The organism is Pseudomonas sp. P4_C8 (assembly GCF_056401975.1).
The window spans coordinates 39,808-60,508 of record NZ_JBFUIH010000021.1 but is presented as its reverse complement, the minus strand read 5'-3'; the positions used below and the strand labels follow the sequence as shown (position 1 = coordinate 60,508).

The 20,701-nt window shown below is 60.3% G+C and carries 14 protein-coding genes and 1 pseudogene; all 15 read left to right on the top strand.

What is annotated here, in order from left to right; all coding sequences use genetic code 11:
- The first annotated feature begins 64 nt into the window (after positions 1–64).
- The 15 genes and pseudogenes from tssF to AC1DWM_RS14935 all read left to right on the top strand — a co-directional run bounded on the left by tssF (position 65) and on the right by AC1DWM_RS14935 (position 20,700).
- Positions 65–1,852, top strand: a complete 1,788-nt coding sequence (gene tssF / locus AC1DWM_RS15005; protein WP_452628686.1) for a type VI secretion system baseplate subunit TssF — start codon at positions 65–67, stop codon at positions 1,850–1,852.
- Positions 1,816–2,823 carry a type VI secretion system baseplate subunit TssG gene (tssG, locus tag AC1DWM_RS15000; protein WP_477795526.1) on the top strand — a complete coding sequence of 336 codons (1,008 nt, stop codon included), beginning with the start codon at positions 1,816–1,818 and terminating at the stop codon, positions 2,821–2,823. The genes tssF and tssG overlap by 37 nt, the downstream gene beginning before the upstream one ends.
- A 13-nt stretch (positions 2,824–2,836) precedes the next feature.
- Complete coding sequence (gene tssH / locus AC1DWM_RS14995) at positions 2,837–5,485, top strand: type VI secretion system ATPase TssH (protein WP_477795525.1); 2,649 nt, start codon at positions 2,837–2,839, stop codon at positions 5,483–5,485.
- Positions 5,486–5,495: 10 nt separating this feature from the next.
- On the top strand, positions 5,496–7,013 hold the full coding sequence (locus AC1DWM_RS14990) for a sigma-54 interaction domain-containing protein (protein WP_477795524.1): 1,518 nt from the start codon (positions 5,496–5,498) through the stop codon (positions 7,011–7,013).
- A gap of 93 nt (positions 7,014–7,106) precedes the next feature.
- Complete coding sequence (locus tag AC1DWM_RS14985) at positions 7,107–7,247, top strand: hypothetical protein (protein ID WP_007894589.1); 141 nt, start codon at positions 7,107–7,109, stop codon at positions 7,245–7,247.
- A gap of 17 nt (positions 7,248–7,264) precedes the next feature.
- Positions 7,265–8,461 (top strand): type VI secretion system-associated FHA domain protein TagH, encoded by a 1,197-nt coding sequence (tagH, locus tag AC1DWM_RS14980; protein WP_477795523.1) that lies wholly within the window; start codon positions 7,265–7,267, stop codon positions 8,459–8,461.
- A gap of 5 nt (positions 8,462–8,466) precedes the next feature.
- Positions 8,467–8,967 (top strand): type VI secretion system lipoprotein TssJ, encoded by a 501-nt coding sequence (tssJ, locus tag AC1DWM_RS14975; RefSeq protein WP_477795522.1) that lies wholly within the window; start codon positions 8,467–8,469, stop codon positions 8,965–8,967.
- Positions 8,968–8,969: 2 nt separating this feature from the next.
- Entirely contained in the window at positions 8,970–10,301 is a 1,332-nt protein-coding gene (tssK, locus tag AC1DWM_RS14970; RefSeq protein ID WP_477795521.1) for a type VI secretion system baseplate subunit TssK, read from the top strand.
- 5 nt (positions 10,302–10,306) lie between these two features.
- Positions 10,307–11,182: a type IVB secretion system protein IcmH/DotU gene (icmH, locus tag AC1DWM_RS14965; protein ID WP_477795520.1), complete on the top strand. Its 876-nt coding sequence runs from the start codon at positions 10,307–10,309 to the stop codon at positions 11,180–11,182.
- 13 nt (positions 11,183–11,195) lie between these two features.
- Positions 11,196–14,723, top strand: coding sequence for a type VI secretion system membrane subunit TssM (tssM, locus tag AC1DWM_RS14960; RefSeq protein WP_477795519.1), 3,528 nt, complete (start codon positions 11,196–11,198; stop codon positions 14,721–14,723).
- Positions 14,723–15,451, top strand: a complete 729-nt coding sequence (locus AC1DWM_RS14955) for a PP2C family protein-serine/threonine phosphatase (RefSeq protein ID WP_477795518.1) — start codon at positions 14,723–14,725, stop codon at positions 15,449–15,451. The genes tssM and AC1DWM_RS14955 overlap by 1 nt, the downstream gene beginning before the upstream one ends.
- Positions 15,448–16,464, top strand: coding sequence for a serine/threonine-protein kinase (locus tag AC1DWM_RS14950; RefSeq protein ID WP_477795517.1), 1,017 nt, complete (start codon positions 15,448–15,450; stop codon positions 16,462–16,464). Before AC1DWM_RS14955 ends, AC1DWM_RS14950 begins: the two co-directional genes overlap by 4 nt.
- A gap of 28 nt (positions 16,465–16,492) precedes the next feature.
- Positions 16,493–18,520 (top strand): annotated as a pseudogene (locus AC1DWM_RS14945) (type VI secretion system Vgr family protein); the annotation flags it as partial.
- A 9-nt stretch (positions 18,521–18,529) separates the two neighbouring features.
- Positions 18,530–18,928, top strand: coding sequence for a peptidoglycan-binding protein (locus AC1DWM_RS14940; protein WP_477795547.1), 399 nt, complete (start codon positions 18,530–18,532; stop codon positions 18,926–18,928).
- Between the two features lie 11 nt (positions 18,929–18,939).
- On the top strand, positions 18,940–20,700 hold the full coding sequence (locus tag AC1DWM_RS14935) for a peptidoglycan-binding domain-containing protein (RefSeq protein WP_477795516.1): 1,761 nt from the start codon (positions 18,940–18,942) through the stop codon (positions 20,698–20,700).
- Position 20,701: the final 1 nt, after the last annotated feature.

The window sequence follows — 20,701 nt, the reverse complement described above, 5'->3', positions numbered from 1 at the left end:
CGGGCTGACAGTCGCGCTCTACAGGACAAATTTTTCATGAGTTCCACTACCACGCAGGTACCCCGTGTCCTTTAACCACTACTACCAAAGCGAACTCACCGCACTTCGCCAGTTAGGTCGTCGATTCGCCGAGCGTAGCCCGGCGTTGGCGCCTTTCCTCGGCCAGGCCGGGCGGGATCCGGACGTGGAGCGGTTGCTGGAAGGTTTTGCATTCCTGACCGGGCGCCTGCGCCAAAAGCTGGATGACGAACTGCCAGAACTCAGCCACTCGCTGATGCAGCTGCTGTGGCCCAACTACATGCGGCCACTGCCAGCGTTCAGCATTTTGCAGTTCGACCCGCTCAAGCGTTCCGGCCCGGCGCTGAAGGTCGAGCGTGATACGCCGATTGAAAGCGTGCCCATCGAAGACGTGCATTGCCGTTTCCGCACCTGCTACCCGACGGAAGTCCAGGCACTGGATCTGGCCGCGCTGACGTATTCGGTGAAAGGCGACGGTTCGCTGTTGAGCCTGCGCCTGGAGATGAGCGCCGACGGTCATCTCGGTGAGCTGGAATTGAGTCGCTTGCGTCTGCACTTCGCTGGCGAGCGCTACATCAGCCAGATGCTGTACCTCAGTCTGTTGCGCAATCTGGAAGGCATCGAGCTGATCCCGCTGGATGGCGCCGGCAAACCCATCAACGGTGTCAGCGGTAAACCGATGGCGTTCAAGCTGCCCGGCGACCGTGTGCAGCCGGTGGGGTTTGCCGAAGAAGAAGCGTTGATCCCGTACCCGCTGAACACCTTCCGCGGCTATCGCTACCTGCAAGAATATTTCGCCTTCCAGGACAAGTTCCTGTTCGTCGACGTCAACGGTCTGGACATTCTCAAGGCGCTGCCGGAAGACACCCTCAAGCAGATGCGCGGCCTGGAGTTGCGCTTCGATATTCGCAAGAGCGGCATCCTGCGCATGCGTCCGACCCTGGACAACGTGAAGCTGTATTGCACGCCCATCGTCAACCTGTTCAAGCACGATGCGCTGCCGATTCGCCTCGACGGCAAACAGGACGAATACCTGCTGCTGCCCGCCGAATACGACCTGGAAAATTGCGGTGTGTTTTCGGTGGAAAGCGTCACGGGATGGAAGCCCGGCGGCCTCGGTTATCAGGAGTACGTGCCGTTCGAATCCTTCGAGCACGACCCGAGTTTCGACGTGCCCAACAGCCGCCCGCATTACAGCATTCGCCAGCGCTCGTCGCTGTTGCACGACGGCCTCGACACCTACCTGAGCTTCGGCATTCGTCACACCGAAGCCCACGAAACCCTGTCGATCGAACTGATGTGCACCAATCAGAACCTGCCGCGCAAGCTCAAGCTCGGCGACATCAGTCGGGCCTGCGAAGAGACTCCGGAGTTCCTCACTTTTCGCAACATCACCCCGGCCACCCCCAGCTATGCGCCACCGCTGAACAACGACTTCCTGTGGAAGCTGATCAGCAACATGTCGCTTAACTACCTGTCTCTGGCCGACGTCAATGCGTTGAAGGTGATTCTCGAAACCTACGACCTGCCGCGCTACTACGACCAGCATGCGGCGAAGGTCAGCAAACGCCTGCTCGGCGGGCTCAAATCGATCAAACACCAACACGTCGACCGCTTGCATCGCGGCTTGCCGGTGCGCGGGTTGCGCACCGAGCTGACCATCGACCCGCAAGGCTACATCGGCGAGGGCGACCTGTTCGTGTTCGCTTCGGTTCTTAACGAGTTTTTCGCGCTTTACGCCAGTCTCAATTCGTACCACGAGCTGCGGGTAAAAAGCACACAGGGAGAGGTGTACCAATGGACACCACGTATGGGCCTTCAGCCGCTGCTTTAAGCGGTCTGACCCGGGGAATACGCGAGTACTCGCTGTTTCAGGCCGTGCTGCTGGTGGTTGACCGGCTGCGCGAGGCCCACCCGCACCTGAGTCAGGACGATCTGTACGACCAGCTGGAATTCCAGGCCAACCCGAGCCTGGGTTTCCCTGGCAGCGATGTCGATCGCGTGGAGTTTTTCCACGAGCACGGGCAGATGCGCGCCCGCCTGCGTTTCAACCTGATCGGCCTGGTCGGTTCCGGTTCGCCGCTGCCGGCGTTCTATGGTGAACAGGCCCTGGGCGACAGCGAAGACGGCAACCCGACCCGCAACTTCCTCGACCTGTTTCACCATCGCCTGCAACGGCTGATGCTGCCGATCTGGCGCAAATACCGCTACCGCGCGAGCTTCGAGAGCGGCGCGCTCGACCCGTTCTCTTCGCAACTGTTCGCGTTGATTGGCCTGGGCGGCGAAGAGATCCGCAAGGCCGGGGAGCTGAACTGGAAACGCCTTCTGCCATACCTCGGCTTGCTCAGCTTGCGGGCGCACTCGGCGGCCCTGATCGAAGCCGTGCTGCGTTACTACTTCAAGCACGCCGAACTGACTATCGAGCAATGCATCGAGCGCCGTGTGGAAATCCTCGACGAGCAGCGCAATCGTTTGGGCCGCGCCAACAGCCTGCTCGGCGATGACCTGGTGCTGGGCGAACACGTGCGCGACCGCAGCGGCAAATTCCGCATTCACATCCGCGAACTCGACTGGCAACGCTTTCACGAATTCCTGCCGATCGGTTTCGGCTACCAGCCGTTGTGCGCGCTGGTGCGCTTCACCCTGCGTGACCCGCTCGATTACGACATTCGCCTGGTGTTGCGCCACGAAGAAATCCGCGAACTGCGCATCGGTGAGCAGAACGCCTGTCGGCTGGGGTGGACCAGTTGGCTGGGCCGCGAAAAAGCGGACGGCGTGGTAACCCTGGGCAGCAAAATTCATTAAGGACAGATGACCAATGATCAACGTAGACCTGCAACAGCTTATCCAGGCGCTGGACGCCGAAACCCGTCGTGACCTGGAAAGTTCTGCCGAACGCTGCGTCGCCCGTGGCGGCAGCAAGATCCTCGTCGAAGACTTGCTGCTGGGCCTGCTGGAGCGCCCGCAAGGCCTGCTCGCACGCGCGCTGCAAGATGCCGAAGTGGATGCCGGTGAGCTGAGCGCCGCCCTGCAATCGCGGGTCGAGCACAGCGCCTCGCGCAATCCGGTGTTTGCCCCGGAGCTGGTGCAGTGGCTGCAAGATGCCTTGCTGGTGGCCAACCTCGAACTGGGCCAGACTCAGGTCGAACAGGCCGCGCTGATCCTCGCCCTGCTGCGCAACCCGATGCGCTACGCCGGTAGCCGCTACCAGTCGTTGCTGGCCAAGTTGAACATTGATCGCCTGAAAGAGTTCGCCCTGTCGCAGAAAGAACAACCGGCCACCGGTAAACCCGCCGTGCCGGGAGAATCGCTGTTGCAGCGCTTCACCCACAACCTGACCCAACAGGCCCGCGACGGCAAACTCGACCCGGTACTGTGCCGCGATGGCGCGGTCCGGCAGATGGTCGACATCCTCGCCCGTCGCCGCAAGAACAACCCGATTGTGGTCGGTGAGGCCGGCGTCGGTAAAACCGCGATCGTCGAAGGCCTGGCCTCGCGCATTGCTGCCGGTGAAGTGCCGCAAGTGTTGAAAGGCGTCGAGTTGCTGTCGCTGGACATGGGCTTGTTGCAGGCCGGCGCCAGCGTCAAAGGTGAGTTTGAACGTCGCCTCAAAGGCGTGATCGACGAAGTCAAAGCCTCGCCGAAACCGATCATCCTGTTCATCGACGAAGCCCACACCCTGATCGGCGCGGGCGGTAATGCCGGCGGTTCCGACGCGGCCAACCTGCTGAAACCGGCGCTGGCTCGCGGCGAGTTGCGCACCATCGCGGCGACCACTTGGGCGGAGTACAAAAAATACTTCGAGAAAGACCCGGCGCTGGCCCGTCGTTTCCAACCGGTGCAACTGCACGAACCGACTGTCAGCGAAGCGGTGACCATCCTCCGTGGCCTGGCTCAGGTCTACGAGAAGAGCCACGGTATCTACCTGCGCGACGACGCGGTGGTTGCGGCGGCCGAGTTGTCTGCTCGCTACTTGGCTGGCCGGCAGCTGCCAGACAAAGCCGTCGACGTGCTCGACACCGCGTGCGCCCGCGTTCGCATCAGCCTCGCTGCCGCGCCGGAAAGCCTTGAACGCCTGCGTGGCGAACTGGCCGAAGGTGGCCGTCAGCGTCAGGCCCTGCGCCGTGATGCCGAAGCGGGTTTGCTGATCGATCACGAAGCGCTGGACGCGTTGGAAGCGCGTCTGGATGAAGCCGAAGACGAAAGGGGCGCGCTGGAAACCCTGTGGACCGAACAGAAAGAACTCGCCGAATGCTTGCTGGACCTGCGTCAGCAGCTGGCCAAGGCCCGCGAGGCCGCTGCCGTCGAACGAACCGTCACGGTTGAGGAAGACGCTGAAGGCACCGTGATCGAAACCCTTCCGGTCGACGAAGCGCAAAGCGTCGAAGCCCTGGAAGCCCGGCTCAACGACACGCACAAAACCCTGACAGCATTGCAAGTCAAAGAACGCCTGGTGAGCTTCGAAGTCTGCCCGCGTCTGGTCGCTGAAGTGATCAGCGCCTGGACCGGTGTGCCATTGGCGCAACTGGCCCGCGAGCACAACGCCAAGGTCGCGAGCTTCGCCACCGACCTGCGCACGCGCATCCGTGGTCAGGAACAAGCCGTTCACGCACTGGACCGTTCGATGCGCGCCACCGCTGCCGGCCTGAACAAACCGGATGCGCCAGTGGGCGTGTTCCTGCTGGTCGGCCCGAGCGGCGTCGGCAAAACCGAAACCGCGCTGGCCCTCGCTGATTTGCTCTACGGCGGTGATCGTTTCATCACCACCATCAACATGTCCGAGTTCCAGGAGAAACACACCGTTTCGCGCCTGATCGGTGCGCCGCCGGGCTACGTCGGTTATGGCGAGGGCGGCATGCTCACCGAAGCCGTGCGGCAGAAACCGTACTCCGTTGTCCTGCTCGATGAAGTCGAAAAGGCTGACCCGGACGTGCTCAACCTGTTCTACCAAATCTTCGACAAAGGTGTAGCCAACGATGGCGAAGGTCGGGAGATCGATTTTCGCAACACGCTGATCCTGATGACCTCGAACCTTGGCAGCGACCGCATTAGCGAACTCTGCGAAAACGGTGCGCGGCCGACCGCCGAAGTGCTCGAAGAAACCATTCGCCCGGTCCTCAGCAAGCACTTCAAACCGGCGCTGCTGGCGCGCATGCGCGTGGTGCCTTACTACCCGGTCGGCGGCCCGGTGCTGCGCGAGCTGATCGAAATCAAACTCGGTCGTTTGGGCGAGCGCTTGAACCGTCGTCAGCTGGATTTCACCTACTGCCAGAACCTCGTCGATCACCTGGCCGAGCGCTGCACCCAAAGCGACAGCGGCGCGCGCCTGATCGACCATTTGCTCGACCTGCACGTGCTGCCGCTGGTGGCCGACCGCTTGCTCGACGCGATGGCCACCGGTGAAAGCCTCAAGCGTGTGCACGCCACGCTCGATGGCGACGCCAGTGTGATCTGCGAGTTCGCCTGAGGTGGGTGTGATGTTCACTCAAGTGCCGCAACCGCTGGTCTATGCCGAAGCCTTGCTGGCGCAGTTCGCCAGCCTGTCGCGGGCGGCGGACGGTGCTGCGCTGCTGGGTGACTTCGTGCGCGGGTTGGCCGAACTCAGCGGTTGCGAACTGACGCAGCTGTACCTGCTGGATGCGACCCACACCAGTCTGGGGATGAACGCCGAATGCCTGAACGGCATTCTGCAGCCCCGGGAAGCGGCGAGCCTGCCGGCGGATTACAACGGTGAACAACTGCTGCAGTTCGCCCTGTGCCAGAACCGCGTGGTGAGCCTCGGCGAGTTGAGCGGCAGTCTGCACGAAACCAGTTTCCTGCCACCACAGGCCACGCCTTGGCAGTCGCTGCTGTGCGTGCCGCTGGTCAATCAACAGAAAGCGGTCGAAGGCTTGCTGCTGTGCGCCAGTCGCCGGCACATCGACCTGCAAGGGTTTGCCGATTCCCTCGGTCAACTGGGCTCGTTTGTGCTGGGCCAACTGCACTTGCTGCAACGTTTGCGTCAGCCGATCGGTATTTCACGGCCAGTGCCGGTCAGTGTGCCGAGCGCCAGCGGTTACGGCTTGATCGGCAAAAGCTCGGCCATGCGCCAGACCTATTCGCTGATCAGCAAAGTCCTGCACAGCCCTTACACGGTGTTATTGCTCGGCGAAACCGGGACCGGCAAGGAAGTGGTCGCCCGGGCCATTCACGACTGCGGCCCGCGACGCTCCCAGGCGTTCATTGTGCAGAACTGCGCGGCGTTCCCCGAGAACCTGCTGGAAAGCGAGCTGTTCGGCTACCGTAAAGGCGCCTTCACCGGCGCTGATCGTGACCGCGCCGGCCTGTTCGATGCGGCCAATGGCGGCACGTTATTGCTCGATGAAATCGGCGACATGCCGCTGTCGCTGCAAGCCAAGTTACTGCGCGTGTTGCAGGAAGGCGAGATCCGCCCGCTGGGCTCCAACGACACCCACAAGATCGACGTGCGCATCATCGCCGCGACGCACCGGGATTTGTCGGTGCTGGTCAGCGAAGGCAAGTTCCGCGAGGACTTGTACTACCGCCTCGCGCAATTCCCGATCGAGTTGCCGGCGTTGCGTCAGCGCGAGGGCGACATCCTGGATCTGGCGCGGCACTTCGCCGACAAGGCCTGCTCGTTCTTGCAGCGCGATGCGGTGCGTTGGTCCGATGCTGCGCTTGATCACCTGTCCGGATATACCTTCCCCGGCAACGTGCGCGAACTCAAAGGCCTGGTCGAACGCGCGGTATTGCTGTGCGAGGGCGGCGAGTTGCTGGCCGAGCATTTCTCCCTGCGCATGGAAGCCATGCCGGAAGACAACAGCCTGAACCTGCGCGAACGCCTGGAGCAGGTCGAGCGCAGTTTGTTGCTCGATTGCCTGCGCAAAAACGACGGCAACCAGACCCTCGCCGCCCGCGAACTCGGCCTGCCACGCCGCACACTGCTGTACCGCCTCGGGCGCCTGAATATCAATTTGGGTGATTTCGATGGTTGAACTCACGCATTGCCAGTCCATCTCATCCGCTTTCGATAGTGCCGCCCGAACAGGTCGGCGCTGTGTGCTTTGTCTACCCATGGAGACCCTCTGATGCCTGTTCGTCACTGGCAAGCCGTCCTGCTGACCCTCGTCGTTCTATGCGGCCTCGGCGGCTGTAGCGGCAATTACAAATACAACGACAACACCTATCGCCCATTGGGTGATCCGCAGGCGGTCAATCGCGGCAAGTGACCGCAAGGAGTATCACCATGGAACTGGTTTTCGAAATGCTCAACACCAAGCAATTCGTGCCCACGAATTTGTGCCAGAAAACCTTCAAGCAGGCCGGTGGCGTCATCGGTCGGGGCGAGGATTGCGACTGGATCATTCCGGACCGCAAGCGGCATCTGTCCAACCACCACGCGTTGATCAGCTACCGCGAAGGCACGTTTTTCCTGACCGATACCAGCAGCAACGGTATCCAGAACAGCGAAAGCGGCGCTCGCCTGCGTAAGGGCGAAGCGATGCGTATCGAGCACGGCAGCGTCTATGTGCTGGGTGATTTCGAGATCCGTGCGCGGCTGGTGCGTGACCCGGCGACCTTCGACGTGGAAGTCGGCCGTCCGCAAGCGGCGGGCAGCATCATTCCGGATGACGCCTTCCTCGATCTCGACCCGCTGAACGCACTGGATCAGCAAGAGCGCGTGTATTCGGAAATCGAGGAATTGATCTCCCCGAGCACCACGATCGAAGACACCCGTCAGCGCGCCGACTACGCGCGTATCGACATGGAAAGCCTGATGGTCCCGGTGCTGATCAACGCCCCGGCCGAACCCGCACCGGCCCCAGCGCCGAAAGCGGTCGAACGTCAGAGCGAAGGCTTCTGGGAGCATTTCGGTGCCGCGCTGGGCGTGGACCTCAAAGGCCTCGACCATGACGCCCGCGAAGCCCTGGCGCTGAACGCGGCACGCTTGCTCAAGCAAAGCGTCGGCGGTTTGCAGCAGAGCCTGCGAACCCGCAGCGAACTGAAAAACGAACTGCGTCTGGCCCAGACCACCGTGCAAGGCTCTCAAAAGAACCCGCTGAAATTCGCCGTCGATGCCAGTGAAGCGCTGGGCATTTTGTTGCAGCCGAACAAGCCGGGCCAACTGCCGGCCGAACAGGCGATCTCCCGTGCATTCCGCGATTTGCAGGCGCATCAGGTGGCGCTGTTGACCGCCAGCCGCGCCGCCGTTCGCGGCACGCTGGAGCACTTCTCGCCACAGCAATTGACCCTGCGTTTCGAGCGCGACAACAAACCGTTGCTCGCCACCTCCGGCAGTCGCTGGAGAGCCTACGGGCGTTATCACCAGGCCCTGCGTCAGGACGATGACTGGAGCGAGCGCCTGCTGGCCCGCGACTTCGCTCAGGCCTACGAAGAACAGATTCGCCTGATTTCCACCCTACACACCGACCACCAAGGATGATGCGCATGTCTCGCTGCTCGACCGCTTTTTTCAAGACGCTGACGGCGCTCATAGCCCTGGTGCTGTTGGCCGGTTGCTCGTCGCTGTCGCCGTATTCGAAAGTGACCAAACTCAACCTCAAACTGACCGCCAGCGATCAGCTGAACCCGGACCTCAACGGGCGTCCGTCGCCTATTGTTGTACGCCTGTTCGAGCTCAAGCACCCGGTGACTTTCGAGAACGCCGACTTCTTCAGCCTGTATGAACGCGCCAAGGAATCCCTGGCCCCGGACCTGGTGGCCAGCGAAGAACTCGAACTGCGTCCGGGCGAAACCATTGAACTGAAACTCAGCGTGGAAGAGGGCAGCCGCTACGTTGGCGTGCTCGCCGCCTACCGCGACCTGCCGGAAACCAAATGGCGCTACACCGTGCAAATCACCCCGATGGACGTCACCGACGCCGACCTGACGCTGGATCAAGCCGGCATCCGCAACAGCCACGAAGCGCTCGCCAAGGCGGATGACTGATCATGAATACCCATAAAGTCATTTGGCAGGAAGGCATGCTGCTGCGGCCGCAGCACTTCCAGCACAACGATCGTTACTACGATCACCAGATGAAGACCCGCACCCAGTTGCTGGGCAGTTACACCTGGGGCTTCCTCAACCTGGACATCGACTTGCAGTTCCTCAACATGGGCAAACTGGTGGTCAGCCAGGCCTCGGGGATTCTGCCGGACGGCAGCCTGTTCGAACTCGGCGGCAACACCGAGCCGCTGGCGCTGGACGTACCGCCGAACACCGGCAACACGCCGATCTACCTGGCTCTGCCGCTGGTGACCGGTAACCACATCGAGTCGCGCCGTCCCGAGCAATCTGACGTGCTGGCGCGCTATACCGCGTACGAAGCCGAAGTCGCCGACTCCAACGCCGGTGATGATTCCGCTAGCCAGGTGCGCTGCGGTCGCCCGGACTTCAAGCTGTTGCTCGGCGAGCAGCAGACCGATCAGGCCTACGTGAAGCTGAAGATCTGCGACGTGCTCGACACCACGCCCGACGGCGTGATCAGCCTCGATCCGGACTTCGTGCCGACCTACCTTCAGGCGCATGCCTCCAGCTACCTGCTGTCGTGCCTCAAAGAAGTGATCAGCATGCTCGGTCACCGGGGTGACACCATCGCCGACCGCATCTGTTCCAACGGCAAGGTCGGCGGCGCGGAAGTCGGCGACTTCATGATGCTGCAACTGATCAACCGCACCGAACTGCTACTGCGTCACTACCTCGGTCTGGAACAGGTTCATCCGGAAGAGTTGTACCGCACGTTGCTGACCATGCTCGGTGATCTGGCGACCTTCTCCAGCGACAGCAAACGCCCGCGTCTGGACAGCCGTTACCAGCACAGCGATCAGGGCGCGAGCTTTCGCAAGCTGATGGAAGCGATCCGTCAGGTGCTGTCGATGGTGCTGGAACAGCACGCCATCGAACTGATTCTGCAGGAGCGTCAGTACGGGATCATCGTCTCGCCGTTGCACGACCACAAACTGCTGGGCTCCGCGTCGTTCGTGCTGGCAGCCAGTGCCAACTGCGACTCCGAAGAACTGCGCCACCGTCTGCCGGGGCACCTCAAAGTCGGCCCGGTGGAACGCATCCGCCATCTGGTCAACCTGCATCTGCCGGGCATCAAGGTCAAACCGTTGCCGGTGGCCCCTCGGCAGATCGCGTTCCACTCCAACAAAACCTATTTCATCCTCGAACTCAGTTCCGCAGATCTGGCAGAACTGGAGCACTCGGGAGGCTTCGCGTTCCATGTCTCCGGCGAATTTGCCGAGCTTGAGCTGAAATTCTGGGCCATCAGGAACTGACCGACATGATCAAGAACATGGAACACCATCAGGACGATAAAACCGTCTTGCTCGACCGCCAGGGCCACGGCCCGGCGCAAAGTCCGCTGACTGATTTCGCCGCACCGCCGCGTTTCGAACAGCTCGAAGAACGCATGATCTACGCCGCGCGTCTGCGCCCGGCCGAAGCGTTCAACATCAGCCTCAATTCGCTGGTGGCGGCGGCCTCCGATTTGTTGTCGGAAGTGGTACGACTCAAGCACAGCGACATCCGTCAAGACATGGTCGCGCTCAACGAACGACTGACCGCCCGGCTCAAACTGTTTGACGCGCGCGCACTGCACAACGGCGCTGAAAATAGTCAGGTGATGGTCGCCAGTTACGTGCTGTGCACTGTGGTCGATGAAGCCATCGTGACCACGCCGTGGGGCAACGAAAGCCAGTGGTCGCAGATGAGCCTGCTCAGCAGCATCCACAACGAAACCTCCGGCGGCGAGAAGTTCTTCCAGCTGCTGGATAGCCTGTCGAAAAACCCGGTCAAGCACCTGCCGATGCTGGAGTTGATGTACCTGTGCCTGTCCCTTGGTTTCGAAGGCAAGTACCGCGTACAAGCACGCGGCATGCTTGAACTCGATGGCATCCGCGACGCTTTGTACCGGCAGATCCGTCAACTGCGTGGCGACGTGCCGCGCGAGCTGTCGCCGCACTGGGAAGGCCTGAACGATCAGCGTCGCAGCCTGGTGCGCATCGTGCCGGCATGGATGGTGGTGCTGTTCACTTTCGTCTGCCTGGTGGTGATGTATTCGGGTTTCGCCTGGGTCTTGGGCGAGCAACGCGAAACCGTTCTGCAACCTTTTCAGCCGCTAGATCCGGCCGCGGTCCAGCCGCTGTCGCAGCCGTAAACAGGGACGTGTAATGAAAAAGTTTTTCAAGAAAGTCGGCGCATTTCTGCGCAAGACCTGGGTCTGGACCTTGCTGGTGGTGTTGTTTGTCGCGCTGCTGGTGTGGTTCGTCGGGCCGCTGCTGGCGGTGGATGACTACAAGTTCTGGGAAGGCTCGACCTCGCGCTTGCTCACCATCAGCGTGCTGTTCCTGATCTGGGGCCTGACCATGGTCTTCGTCAGCTGGCGGGCCGGTGTACGCAAGAAAGCCATCGAAGACACCGAAGACGGTCAGGATCGTATCCGCCGTGAAGAGTTGATCGACGAAGAGCAGAAAGAACTTCGCGTACGCTTCAAGGATGCGCTGAAGACCCTGAAGACCTCGAGCCTGTACCGCGGTCGCAGCGAGCGCTGGCGCAGTGATTTGCCGTGGTACTTGCTGATCGGCCCGCAGGGCAGCGGCAAGACCAGCCTGCTGGACTTTTCGGGCCTTGAGTTTCCGATCAACAAGATCGAGCGCAAACTGACCCGCGACACCCGCGGCACCCGTCATTGCGACTGGTACTTCGCCGACCACGGTGTGCTGATCGATACCGCCGGGCGCTACCTGACCCAGCCGGATGCCGGAGTCGATGGCGGCGCTTGGAGCACCTTGCTCGATCTGCTGCGCAAGCGTCGCCGCAACCGTCCGTTGAATGGCGTGCTGGTGACCATTCCAGTGGAGACCCTGCTGTGCCCCGACGAGAAAGACCTCGAGCCCCTGGCCGATCAGGTACGTGCGCGCTTGCAGGACGTGCATCAAAAACTCCACGTCGATGTGCCGGTTTACCTGGTGCTGAGCAAGGCCGACAAGCTGCTCGGTTTCGACGAGTTCTTCGATCAACTGACCCGCGAAGAAAGCGATCAGGTGCTCGGCACCAGCTTTCGCAAAGAGCAGAGCGGCGCCGATGTCGCCGTGCTACGCGCCGAGTTCGAAGAGCTGCTGCATCGCCTCAACAGCCAAGTGATCATGCGCATGCACCAGGAGCGCAACGCCCAGCGCCGTGGCCGCATCCTCGACTTCCCGCATCAGCTGGGGCAGCTCGGCGAGCGTCTGTGCCTGTTCGTCGACACAGCGTTCACCGGCAACCGCTACCAGCGTGCCAGTCAGTTGCGCGGTTTCTATTTGACCAGCGCACCGCACTTGACCCAGGAAATGGACGCGACTGCAGCTGCTATTGGCGCCAACGTAGGCGTGAATAGCGGCATGCTGCCGACCCTGCGCAGCGGCCGTTCGCGCTTCATTCACCATGTGCTCAGCCGAGTGATTTTCCCCGAGGCCGATCTGGCCGGTCTGGACAAGCGCGAACGCAGCCGCATCCATTGGGGCCAGCGTGCTTTGTACGTGGGCGCGCTGGCGGCACTGGGGCTGTTCGGCATGCTGTGGGCGGGCGGTTTCTCGGCCAACTACGAGCGTCTGGAAAACCTGCGCAACCTCGCCACCCACTGGACGCAACAACGGTCGGCCCTGACGGCGCGCGATGATTCCATGGCCGTGCTAAAACCGCTCGACACCGCCTATGCGGCGACTCAGGTCTTCCCGAAAAAAGGCGACGTGAGTTACCACGAGCGCGGCGGCCTGTACCAAGGCGAAGACGTCAACCCAGTGGTCAAGAACGCCTACGAGCGTGAGCTCGAAGCGCAACTGCTGCCGAAGGTCGCGACGCTGCTGGAAGGGCAGATCCGCGCCAACATGCGCGACCGCGAACGCCTGCTTAACAGCCTGCGTGCGTACCTGATGCTGAACATGAAAGACCGTCGCGACGGCCCGTGGCTCAAGGATTGGGTCGCCACCGAATGGTCCCAGCGCTACGCCGGCAACACCGCCGTGCAGAACGGCTTGAACACGCACTTCGAGCGTTTGCTTCAGCAGCCGTTTATCTACCCGCTGAACGATCAATTGGTGGCTCAGGCACGTCAGGTCTTGCGCAGCGAATCGCTGGCCAACGTGGTTTACCGGATGCTGCGCGAGCAGGCTCGCAATCTGCCGGAATACCGTCTCAGCCAACACCTCGGCCCACAAGGTTCGCTGTTTGTCGGCACCGATTATGTGATCCCGGGGTTCTACACCCAACAGGGTTATCAGCAGTATTTCTCGGTCCAGGGTTCGGCGCTGGTTACTGACATCCTGCGTGACAACTGGGTGCTAGGCGAAGGCGCGGGCATCAGCGGCATGGACTTGCGTCGACTGATGGTCGAACTGGAGCAACTGTACTTCCGCGACTACGCCAACTTCTGGAGTGAAGCGGTCGGCCAGGTGGCTTTGCCACCGATCAACGACGCGGGCGAGGGCGCCGAGCAACTGGCGGGCCTGACTTCGGCCAATTCCCCAGTGCTGCAACTGCTGGTGGAAGTACGCGAGAACACTCGCTTCTCGGTGGTGGCCGACAGTGCTGACGAAGCGGCAGATGCGGCTGAGAAACTGGGCGGCAAGCTCGGAAAATTGGCAGCTGCCGCGGCTGATAAAGCCGCCGACATGACCGCTCAAATTACAAAGCAGCTGCCCGACACCGCGAAGAAATCCCTGCAGCGTCGCTTCGAACCGCTACACCGTCTGCTGGACGACAACAACGGCCCGGCCGCTGATTTGACCCCGGCGCTCGCGGCGCTCAACGACCTGCAAATGCAACTGGCGAGCCTGGCGCGTGCCAGTTCCCCAGAGCAAGCCGCGTTCGAAATGGCCAAGACCCGCATGAGCGGGCAGCGTGATGCGCTGAGTAACTTGCGCAATGCCTCGAATCGTCTGCCGCGCCCGGTCAGCGTGTGGTTCAACGTGCTGGCCGAAGACACTTGGCGTCTGGTGCTCAACGACTCCTACCAGTACCTGAACCAGCGTTATCAGAGCGAGCTGTACAGCTTCTATGGCAAGGCGATCAACAAGCGTTATCCGTTCAGCGCCCATAGCACCAGCGACGTGGCGATCAGCGACTTCCGCGAGTTCTTCAAGGCCCAGGGCATCAACGATCGCTTCTTCGACACCTACATGCGTCCGTTTGTGAGCGGCGATCCGGGCAACTACCGCCTGCGCAGCATCGACGGTCACAGCCTGCCGATTTCCAGGGTCTACCTCGACCAGATGGCGGCGGCACAAGTGATCCGCCAGAGCTTCTTCTCGATCAACCCGGCCGAGCCGCAAGTGCAGTTCAAACTGGAGCCGTACACCCTCGACCCGGCCGTCAGTCGTTCCGAGTTCAAGTTTGGCGACAAGACCATCGAATACCGCCACGGCCCGATCGTGCCGGTGTCGTTCAAATGGCCGACCGATGCTGAAGACGGTCGCACCAGCCTGGTCCTCGACAGAATGGCCGGCCGCCCGATCGGCATCGAGAAGAACACCGGCCCGTGGTCGCTGTTCCGTCTGCTCGACCTGATGCAGACCGAGTACCTGAGCGGTCGCGACGTGCTGGTGTTGAAGGCTGATGTTGGCGGCCTGCGCGCCAACTACCTGCTCAGCAGCCAGCGCACGCCGAACCCGTTCGACATGGGCGTGCTGCGCACTTTCCGTATGCCGGTGCAGCTCTGATGCTGGTTGCCAGTCCCTGGCGCAGCGCTGCGCGGACCGACGCCGGCAAGGTTCGGGCGCGCAACGAAGATGCCTTTCTCGACTGCCCACAGCAGGGGCTGTGGGTGGTCGCGGACGGCATGGGCGGTCATCAGGGTGGCGACATCGCCAGCCAGTTGATCGTCGCCAGCCTGGCGGAATTGCCGATGCAGGACGACTTCGACGAACGACTCAAAGGTATTCGCCAGTGCCTGCACTGGCTCAATCGCCGTTTGGGCCAGGAGTTGACCGTCACCGCCGGGCGCCACGACAGCATCATGGGCAGCACCGTGGTGGCGCTGCTGGTGGACGGCAATCGCGCGGCCTGCATCTGGGCCGGCGACAGCCGTTGCTATCTGTGGCGCGGCCAGCGGTTGTATCAGCTGTCCAAGGACCATTCGCTGCAACAGCAACTCATCGACGAGCAAAACATGAGCATCGAAGACGCCAAGGCTCATCCTGCCGCCCATGCCCTGACCCGTGCGGTCGGGGCGGCCGAGCAGCTGACCCTGGATGTGCTCGAACTCGAGGTTTATCCCGGCGATGCGTTTCTGTTGTGCAGCGATGGTTTGTACAACGGGCTGAGCAGCGACGCCTTGGGCAACGCCCTGAGCCTGACCGCGCCGCACGTTGCGCTGGAGCGTCTGTTCGACGGCGCTCTACGTGGCTCGGCGCGGGACAACCTGACGGCCGTGGTGATCCGCCAATGACCCAACTCATGTCGCCGCTCGACGACCTGCTGGTGAGCGAAGAGCAGGCCAGTAACCTGACTTACTTTGCGTTTGCCCCGCCTCTAAACGGAAAGCCGCATACGGCAGAGCCTTCGCTGGCGCCGACCAAGCCCAGCCTCGGCGAAATGCCCGACGTGTTGGCAGGCCGTTACCGCATCGAGCGCCTGCTCGGGGCTGGCGGCATGGGTGCGGTCTACCGCGCACGGGATTTGCTGAGCGAACAGTTTGGCAATCCCGACCCTTACATCGCGCTGAAAATCCTCAGCGAAGAATTTGCCGAGTCGCCGGACGCCAGCGCCTTGCTCTACAGCGAGTTCGCCCTGACCCGACGCCTGCGCCACGACAACGTGCTGCGTTTGCACAGCTTTGAAGTGGACACCGACTGCCAACGCGCCTTCATCACCATGGAACTCATGCGTGGGCTGACCCTGGACAAATTACTCTGCGAGCGGCCCCTGGGCCTGCCGTGGAAAGAACTGCGCGATATTGCGCTGCCTCTGCTCGACGCGCTGGCTTACGCCCACTCGCGCGGCGTGCTGCACGGCGACATGAAACCGAGCAACGTGATGCTCAGCGAAGAAGGCGTGCGCCTGTTCGACTTCGGCCTCGGCCAGGCCGTGGAAGGCATCCTCCCCGGCCTGCCGCACCTGAGCCGCGACCGCTTCAACGCCTGGACCCCCGGCTACGCCGCGCCGGAACTGCTTGAAGGCCAACCGCTGACCGCCAGCGCCGATGTGTACGGCGTGGCCTGCGTGATCTACGAACTGGCCGGTGGCAAACACCCGTTCCGCCGCTTGCCCTCGACTGAGGCCCGCGACGGCGAGCTCGAGCGCGAGCTGCACCCGCCGCGCAACCTGCCCAAACACTGCTGGCCAGCCCTGCGAACGGCGCTGGCTTTCGATGCGGCCAAGCGCACCATCACCGCCGCCCAATTGCGTGACGCCCTGGGCGCCACTTCGTCTTTGCTGCAACGCCTGCGAATTCGGGCGTAACGGATGACCACCGAACAGGGAGCAAGCAATGTTCAACCTCGCTAACGAAACCCACTTCAGCCTGACCGTCGAAGACTATGTGGGCGACCTGCAAGTGCTGTCGTTCACCGGCACCGAAGGCATCAGCCAGCCGTATCGCTTCGACCTCGAACTGGTCAGCGAAAACCCTGATCTGGACCTGGAACAGCTGCTGCACAAGCAAGCGTTCCTCGCGTTTGATCCACAAGGCTCCGGCATCCACGGCCAGATCTACCGCGTCGCCCAAGGCGATGCCGGCAAACGCCTGACCCGCTACAAAATCTCCCTGGTGCCGCACCTGCAATACCTGCATCACCGCACCAACCAGCGCATTTACCAGCAGATGTCGGCGCCGAAAATCATCGCGCTGATCCTCGAAGAGCACGGCATCAAAGGCAACGCCTACCGCTTCCAGCTCAGCCAACCGTGCCCGGACCGCGACTACTGCGTGCAGTACGACGAAACCGACCTGCACTTCGTCCAGCGTCTGTGCGAAGAGGAAGGCATTCACTACCACTTCCAGCACAGCGCCAAAGGTCATCTGCTGGTCTTCGGCGATGACCAGACCGTGTTCCCGAAACTCGGGCAGCCAACGGCTTATGTGCAAGGCAGCGGCATGGTCGCCGACGAACCGGTGATCAAAGGCTTCAAACTGCGCCTGGAAACCCGCACCAGCCGCACCACGCGCCGCGACTACGACTTCGAAAAACCACGCCTGCAACTCGAAGCCGCGTACAAACCCGACGGCAAAAGCACCGAGCCCGACCTCGAAGACTACGACTACCCCGGTCGCTTCCTTGACCGCGCACGCGGCAAATTCCTCAGCCAACGCGCCCTCGAACGCCACCGCGCCGACTACCAGCAAGCCGAAGGCCACGGCGACCAGACCCGGCTCATCAGCGGCCACTTCCTGGAAATGTCCGACCACCCGCGCACCGAGTGGAATGACCTCTGGCTGCTCACCGAAATCGTCCACGAAGGCAAACAACCGCAAGTCCTCGAAGAATCGGTGACCAGCGACACCACCGACAACAAAGACGACTTCCACCAGGGCTACCGCAACCGCTTCCTCGCCACCCCGTGGAACGTCTTCTACCGCCCCGCGCTGGAACACCCCAAACCCCGCGTCCTCGGCAGCCAGACCGCCATGGTCACCGGCCCCAAAGGCGAAGAAATCCACTGCGACCAATACGGCCGCATCAAAGTGCAATTCCACTGGGACCGCGAAGGCCTGGCCGACGACAAAACCAGCTGCTGGATGCGCGTCTCCTCCAGCTGGGCCGGCGACCGCTACGGCGCCATCGTCATCCCGCGCATCGGCATGGAAGTGCTCGTCACCTTCCTCGAAGGCGACCCCGACCAACCGCTGGTGACCGGTTGCCTGTACCACAAGGAAAACCAGGTTCCCTACGAACTGCCGGCGAACAAAACCCGCACCGTCTTCAAAACCCTCAGCTCACCGGGCGGCGGCGGGTTCAATGAACTGCGCATCGAAGATAAAAAAGACGCCGAACAAATCTTCATCCACGCCCAGCGGGATTGGGATGAAAACATTGAGCATGATCAGAAGATTCGCGTGGGAAATGAGCGCCACGACACGGTGGTGAAGAACACCTACACCGAGCTTAAGGCGGAAGAGCATCGCACCACGATTGCGGATCGTAAGGTTGAAACGCGGCTGGATGATCACCTGACGATTGGGCAGAACCAGCATGTGAAGTTGGGGACTGCGCAGCTGACGAGTGTTGGGAAAGAGATACATGTGAAGGCGGGGGCGAAGATCGTCATCGAGGCGGGTTCCGAGCTGACCATTTTGGGCGGTGGCAGCTTTATCAAGCTCGATGCCGGTGGTGTGACGGTGGTTGGGCCGGTGGTGAAGATTAATGCGGGTGGGTCGGCGGGGAGCGGGACAGGGATCGGGATTAAGCCGCCGGTGCTGCCGGGGGCTGCGGATAAGGATAAGGCGGGGAGTTTGATGGATCTGGCGTTGGGGAATGCGGTGACGCTGCCTCCGCTAGAAACCGAGAAAAAGAGTTTCCGTATTCAGATGAAACGCCCATATGACAAAAAAGGAATCGCCGGCCAGCCCTACACGTTGGAGGTGGACGGCGTAACTTATAACGGTACGACTTCAGGTGACGGGTTTGTAGATCAGCCAGTTCCACCTGATGCGAAGAAAGGCAAACTTACTTTTTATCCATTCGGCACAGAATCGCACCCATGGATATGGGAGCTCGATTTAAAAGCACAGTCAGACGCTTCGGACGTCAAAGGGCTGCAGTCTCGCTTAAAAAACCTCGGCTTCTATGATGGAAAAATCGACGGTGATAATGGCCCAAAAACAAAGTACGCCACCCGTTGTTTCCATCGCTCGTGTGAGTTAGCAGATAAAGATTATCTTTCTTCTAGCGATATTAAGCGTCTCGAAGAACAGCATATTGCATAAGGGAGTAGGCAATGATTTACGGGAATTTTGACCTCCGTCGGAACGATCATGACGGTAAACCCGCTCAGAATACACCTCCGCGTTGGGGAGGAATTAGCAATCCACCAGTTACCGTCGCTAACGCCGAAACAGCTGTGGCAACCGCCGGAACCAGCGCGGCTTTGGCTGTGCCAGAACACGTGAGAAAGCTTCAAGAAGACCTGATTAGCCTGGGGTTCTCTGTTCTCGGAAAACCTACTGGGGACTTCGGGCCTAGAACCGAATGGGCCGTTCGGGAATTTCAGATATATGCCTCAATGACACAAGTTGCGTGTGTGAGAGATGAAAAAAAAGGCCAGCTCCTGTTGGATCAAGCTGGTTCTCCCGTGCGAATAAATAACTTGGATGTTTATTACGACGGCTCAGCAGGTATTGTCGCTAAGGCCGGAAAGTCTCCGTCAGTTAGCGGAACTACTGTTGGGCCTGTAACTTATTATGTTGATAGCCTTAAGTCGGTATCGAATGCTGCAAAATATACTGGTCCAGTAAGCGGCGTGGTAAATGAGAAAACTCGAGCTGCGATAGAACATTGGTTGGACTATGAATATAGGTGTCCGGTTGTTTTTGAGGCTTGGAAGATAACTGCGGGAGCTAGGGTTAATCTGGCTCCTAAAGGCTGCAATATTTGGGCTCACGATAGCTTTACCGAGGGGCCTCCCAGGGTTGTAGTCAGAGACTTCAGTAGCTATTTTACTTTCCCAGATGGTCGCGCTCAGACGGAATACCACGCAGTGGGCTACTATCAGAGCGGTACCTATGGCGGGCCAAATACGGGAAAAGCGCATAGTTGGTCATCTCAGACTGAAATGACGGTAGAAAATATAACCGGCTCACCTGTTAATCCGACCCAAATTAATAGCCCAGCTCTGTCGACTTATCGAACGATAAGGGTAGTTTCGGAAGCAGAGTGTTTTGGTCGTTTTGACGTACTAAATGCTTGGGATAATGCACTAATTTCTGGCGGGCCCTGCCATTGGACCATGGGTAATTTTGGAGCAAACGCATACGGAAAAGGCGAGTTTGTTGGGTTCATGGCATATCTAAAGAATCGTAATCCTGAAATCTTCAAAAAAGTATTTGGTTATTTTGGTTTATATCCAGCTAAAGAATGGAGTAGCCCGAGCCTGTATGACTCAAATGTTATGACCTACGCCGGCTGGGTAAAGCTTACTAATGATACTTATGCGATTTCCCAATCGACTCATGCTGACAGTGAATTTACGGGCTTAGGTGACTCCCAAGATGAGGCTCACTATTTAAAAACATGGCATTGGTTTTATCGCTTGAGTATGGCAGCACGCACTATTCCTGGATATAGGGCTGCAATGTGGTCCATGGCCAAGCTTCGATTGAAGGAAATATTGACTGATTCCATTGGCTTCCAAGTTGGTGGGGCAACGGTTAACAGCACTATAGGCAATATTTACACTTCTGAGAAGGCAGTAGCAATACTTCTGCGCTGGCATGTTTGGCGTCCTTCTCATGTTGTTGGTGATCCTCCGAATAACAGGCTTCGCGCTGTTCTTCAAAGTACGATAAACGGTTCCGTCGGGGTAAATTGGCAGTTGCCGATTGCTAGCTGGGGAGCTGCGCACGAGTCGGCATTAACCGCAAAATTGTTTACGACTTTAGAGGCGCTGAACGATACGATTACTGGAGCCATAATTTTTGGTGCCAGTGAAGCTCAAGGCTCGGTTAGAACTGGTCGAAATACGTTTGTCTTGGAGAATTAAT

What these genes read in the sequence shown, in the direction of transcription:
- tssG (WP_477795526.1), top strand. Translation starts at nt 1,816, where the DNA reads ATGGACACCACGTATGGGCCTTCAGCCGCTGCTTTAAGCGGTCTGACC.
- tssH (WP_477795525.1), top strand. Translation starts at nt 2,837, where the DNA reads ATGATCAACGTAGACCTGCAACAGCTTATCCAGGCGCTGGACGCCGAA.
- AC1DWM_RS14990 (WP_477795524.1), top strand. Translation starts at nt 5,496, where the DNA reads ATGTTCACTCAAGTGCCGCAACCGCTGGTCTATGCCGAAGCCTTGCTG.
- AC1DWM_RS14985 (WP_007894589.1), top strand. Translation starts at nt 7,107, where the DNA reads ATGCCTGTTCGTCACTGGCAAGCCGTCCTGCTGACCCTCGTCGTTCTA.
- tagH (WP_477795523.1), top strand. Translation starts at nt 7,265, where the DNA reads ATGGAACTGGTTTTCGAAATGCTCAACACCAAGCAATTCGTGCCCACG.
- tssJ (WP_477795522.1), top strand. Translation starts at nt 8,467, where the DNA reads ATGTCTCGCTGCTCGACCGCTTTTTTCAAGACGCTGACGGCGCTCATA.
- tssK (WP_477795521.1), top strand. Translation starts at nt 8,970, where the DNA reads ATGAATACCCATAAAGTCATTTGGCAGGAAGGCATGCTGCTGCGGCCG.
- icmH (WP_477795520.1), top strand. Translation starts at nt 10,307, where the DNA reads ATGATCAAGAACATGGAACACCATCAGGACGATAAAACCGTCTTGCTC.
- tssM (WP_477795519.1), top strand. Translation starts at nt 11,196, where the DNA reads ATGAAAAAGTTTTTCAAGAAAGTCGGCGCATTTCTGCGCAAGACCTGG.
- AC1DWM_RS14955 (WP_477795518.1), top strand. Translation starts at nt 14,723, where the DNA reads ATGCTGGTTGCCAGTCCCTGGCGCAGCGCTGCGCGGACCGACGCCGGC.
- AC1DWM_RS14950 (WP_477795517.1), top strand. Translation starts at nt 15,448, where the DNA reads ATGACCCAACTCATGTCGCCGCTCGACGACCTGCTGGTGAGCGAAGAG.
- AC1DWM_RS14940 (WP_477795547.1), top strand. Translation starts at nt 18,530, where the DNA reads ATGAAACGCCCATATGACAAAAAAGGAATCGCCGGCCAGCCCTACACG.
- AC1DWM_RS14935 (WP_477795516.1), top strand. Translation starts at nt 18,940, where the DNA reads ATGATTTACGGGAATTTTGACCTCCGTCGGAACGATCATGACGGTAAA.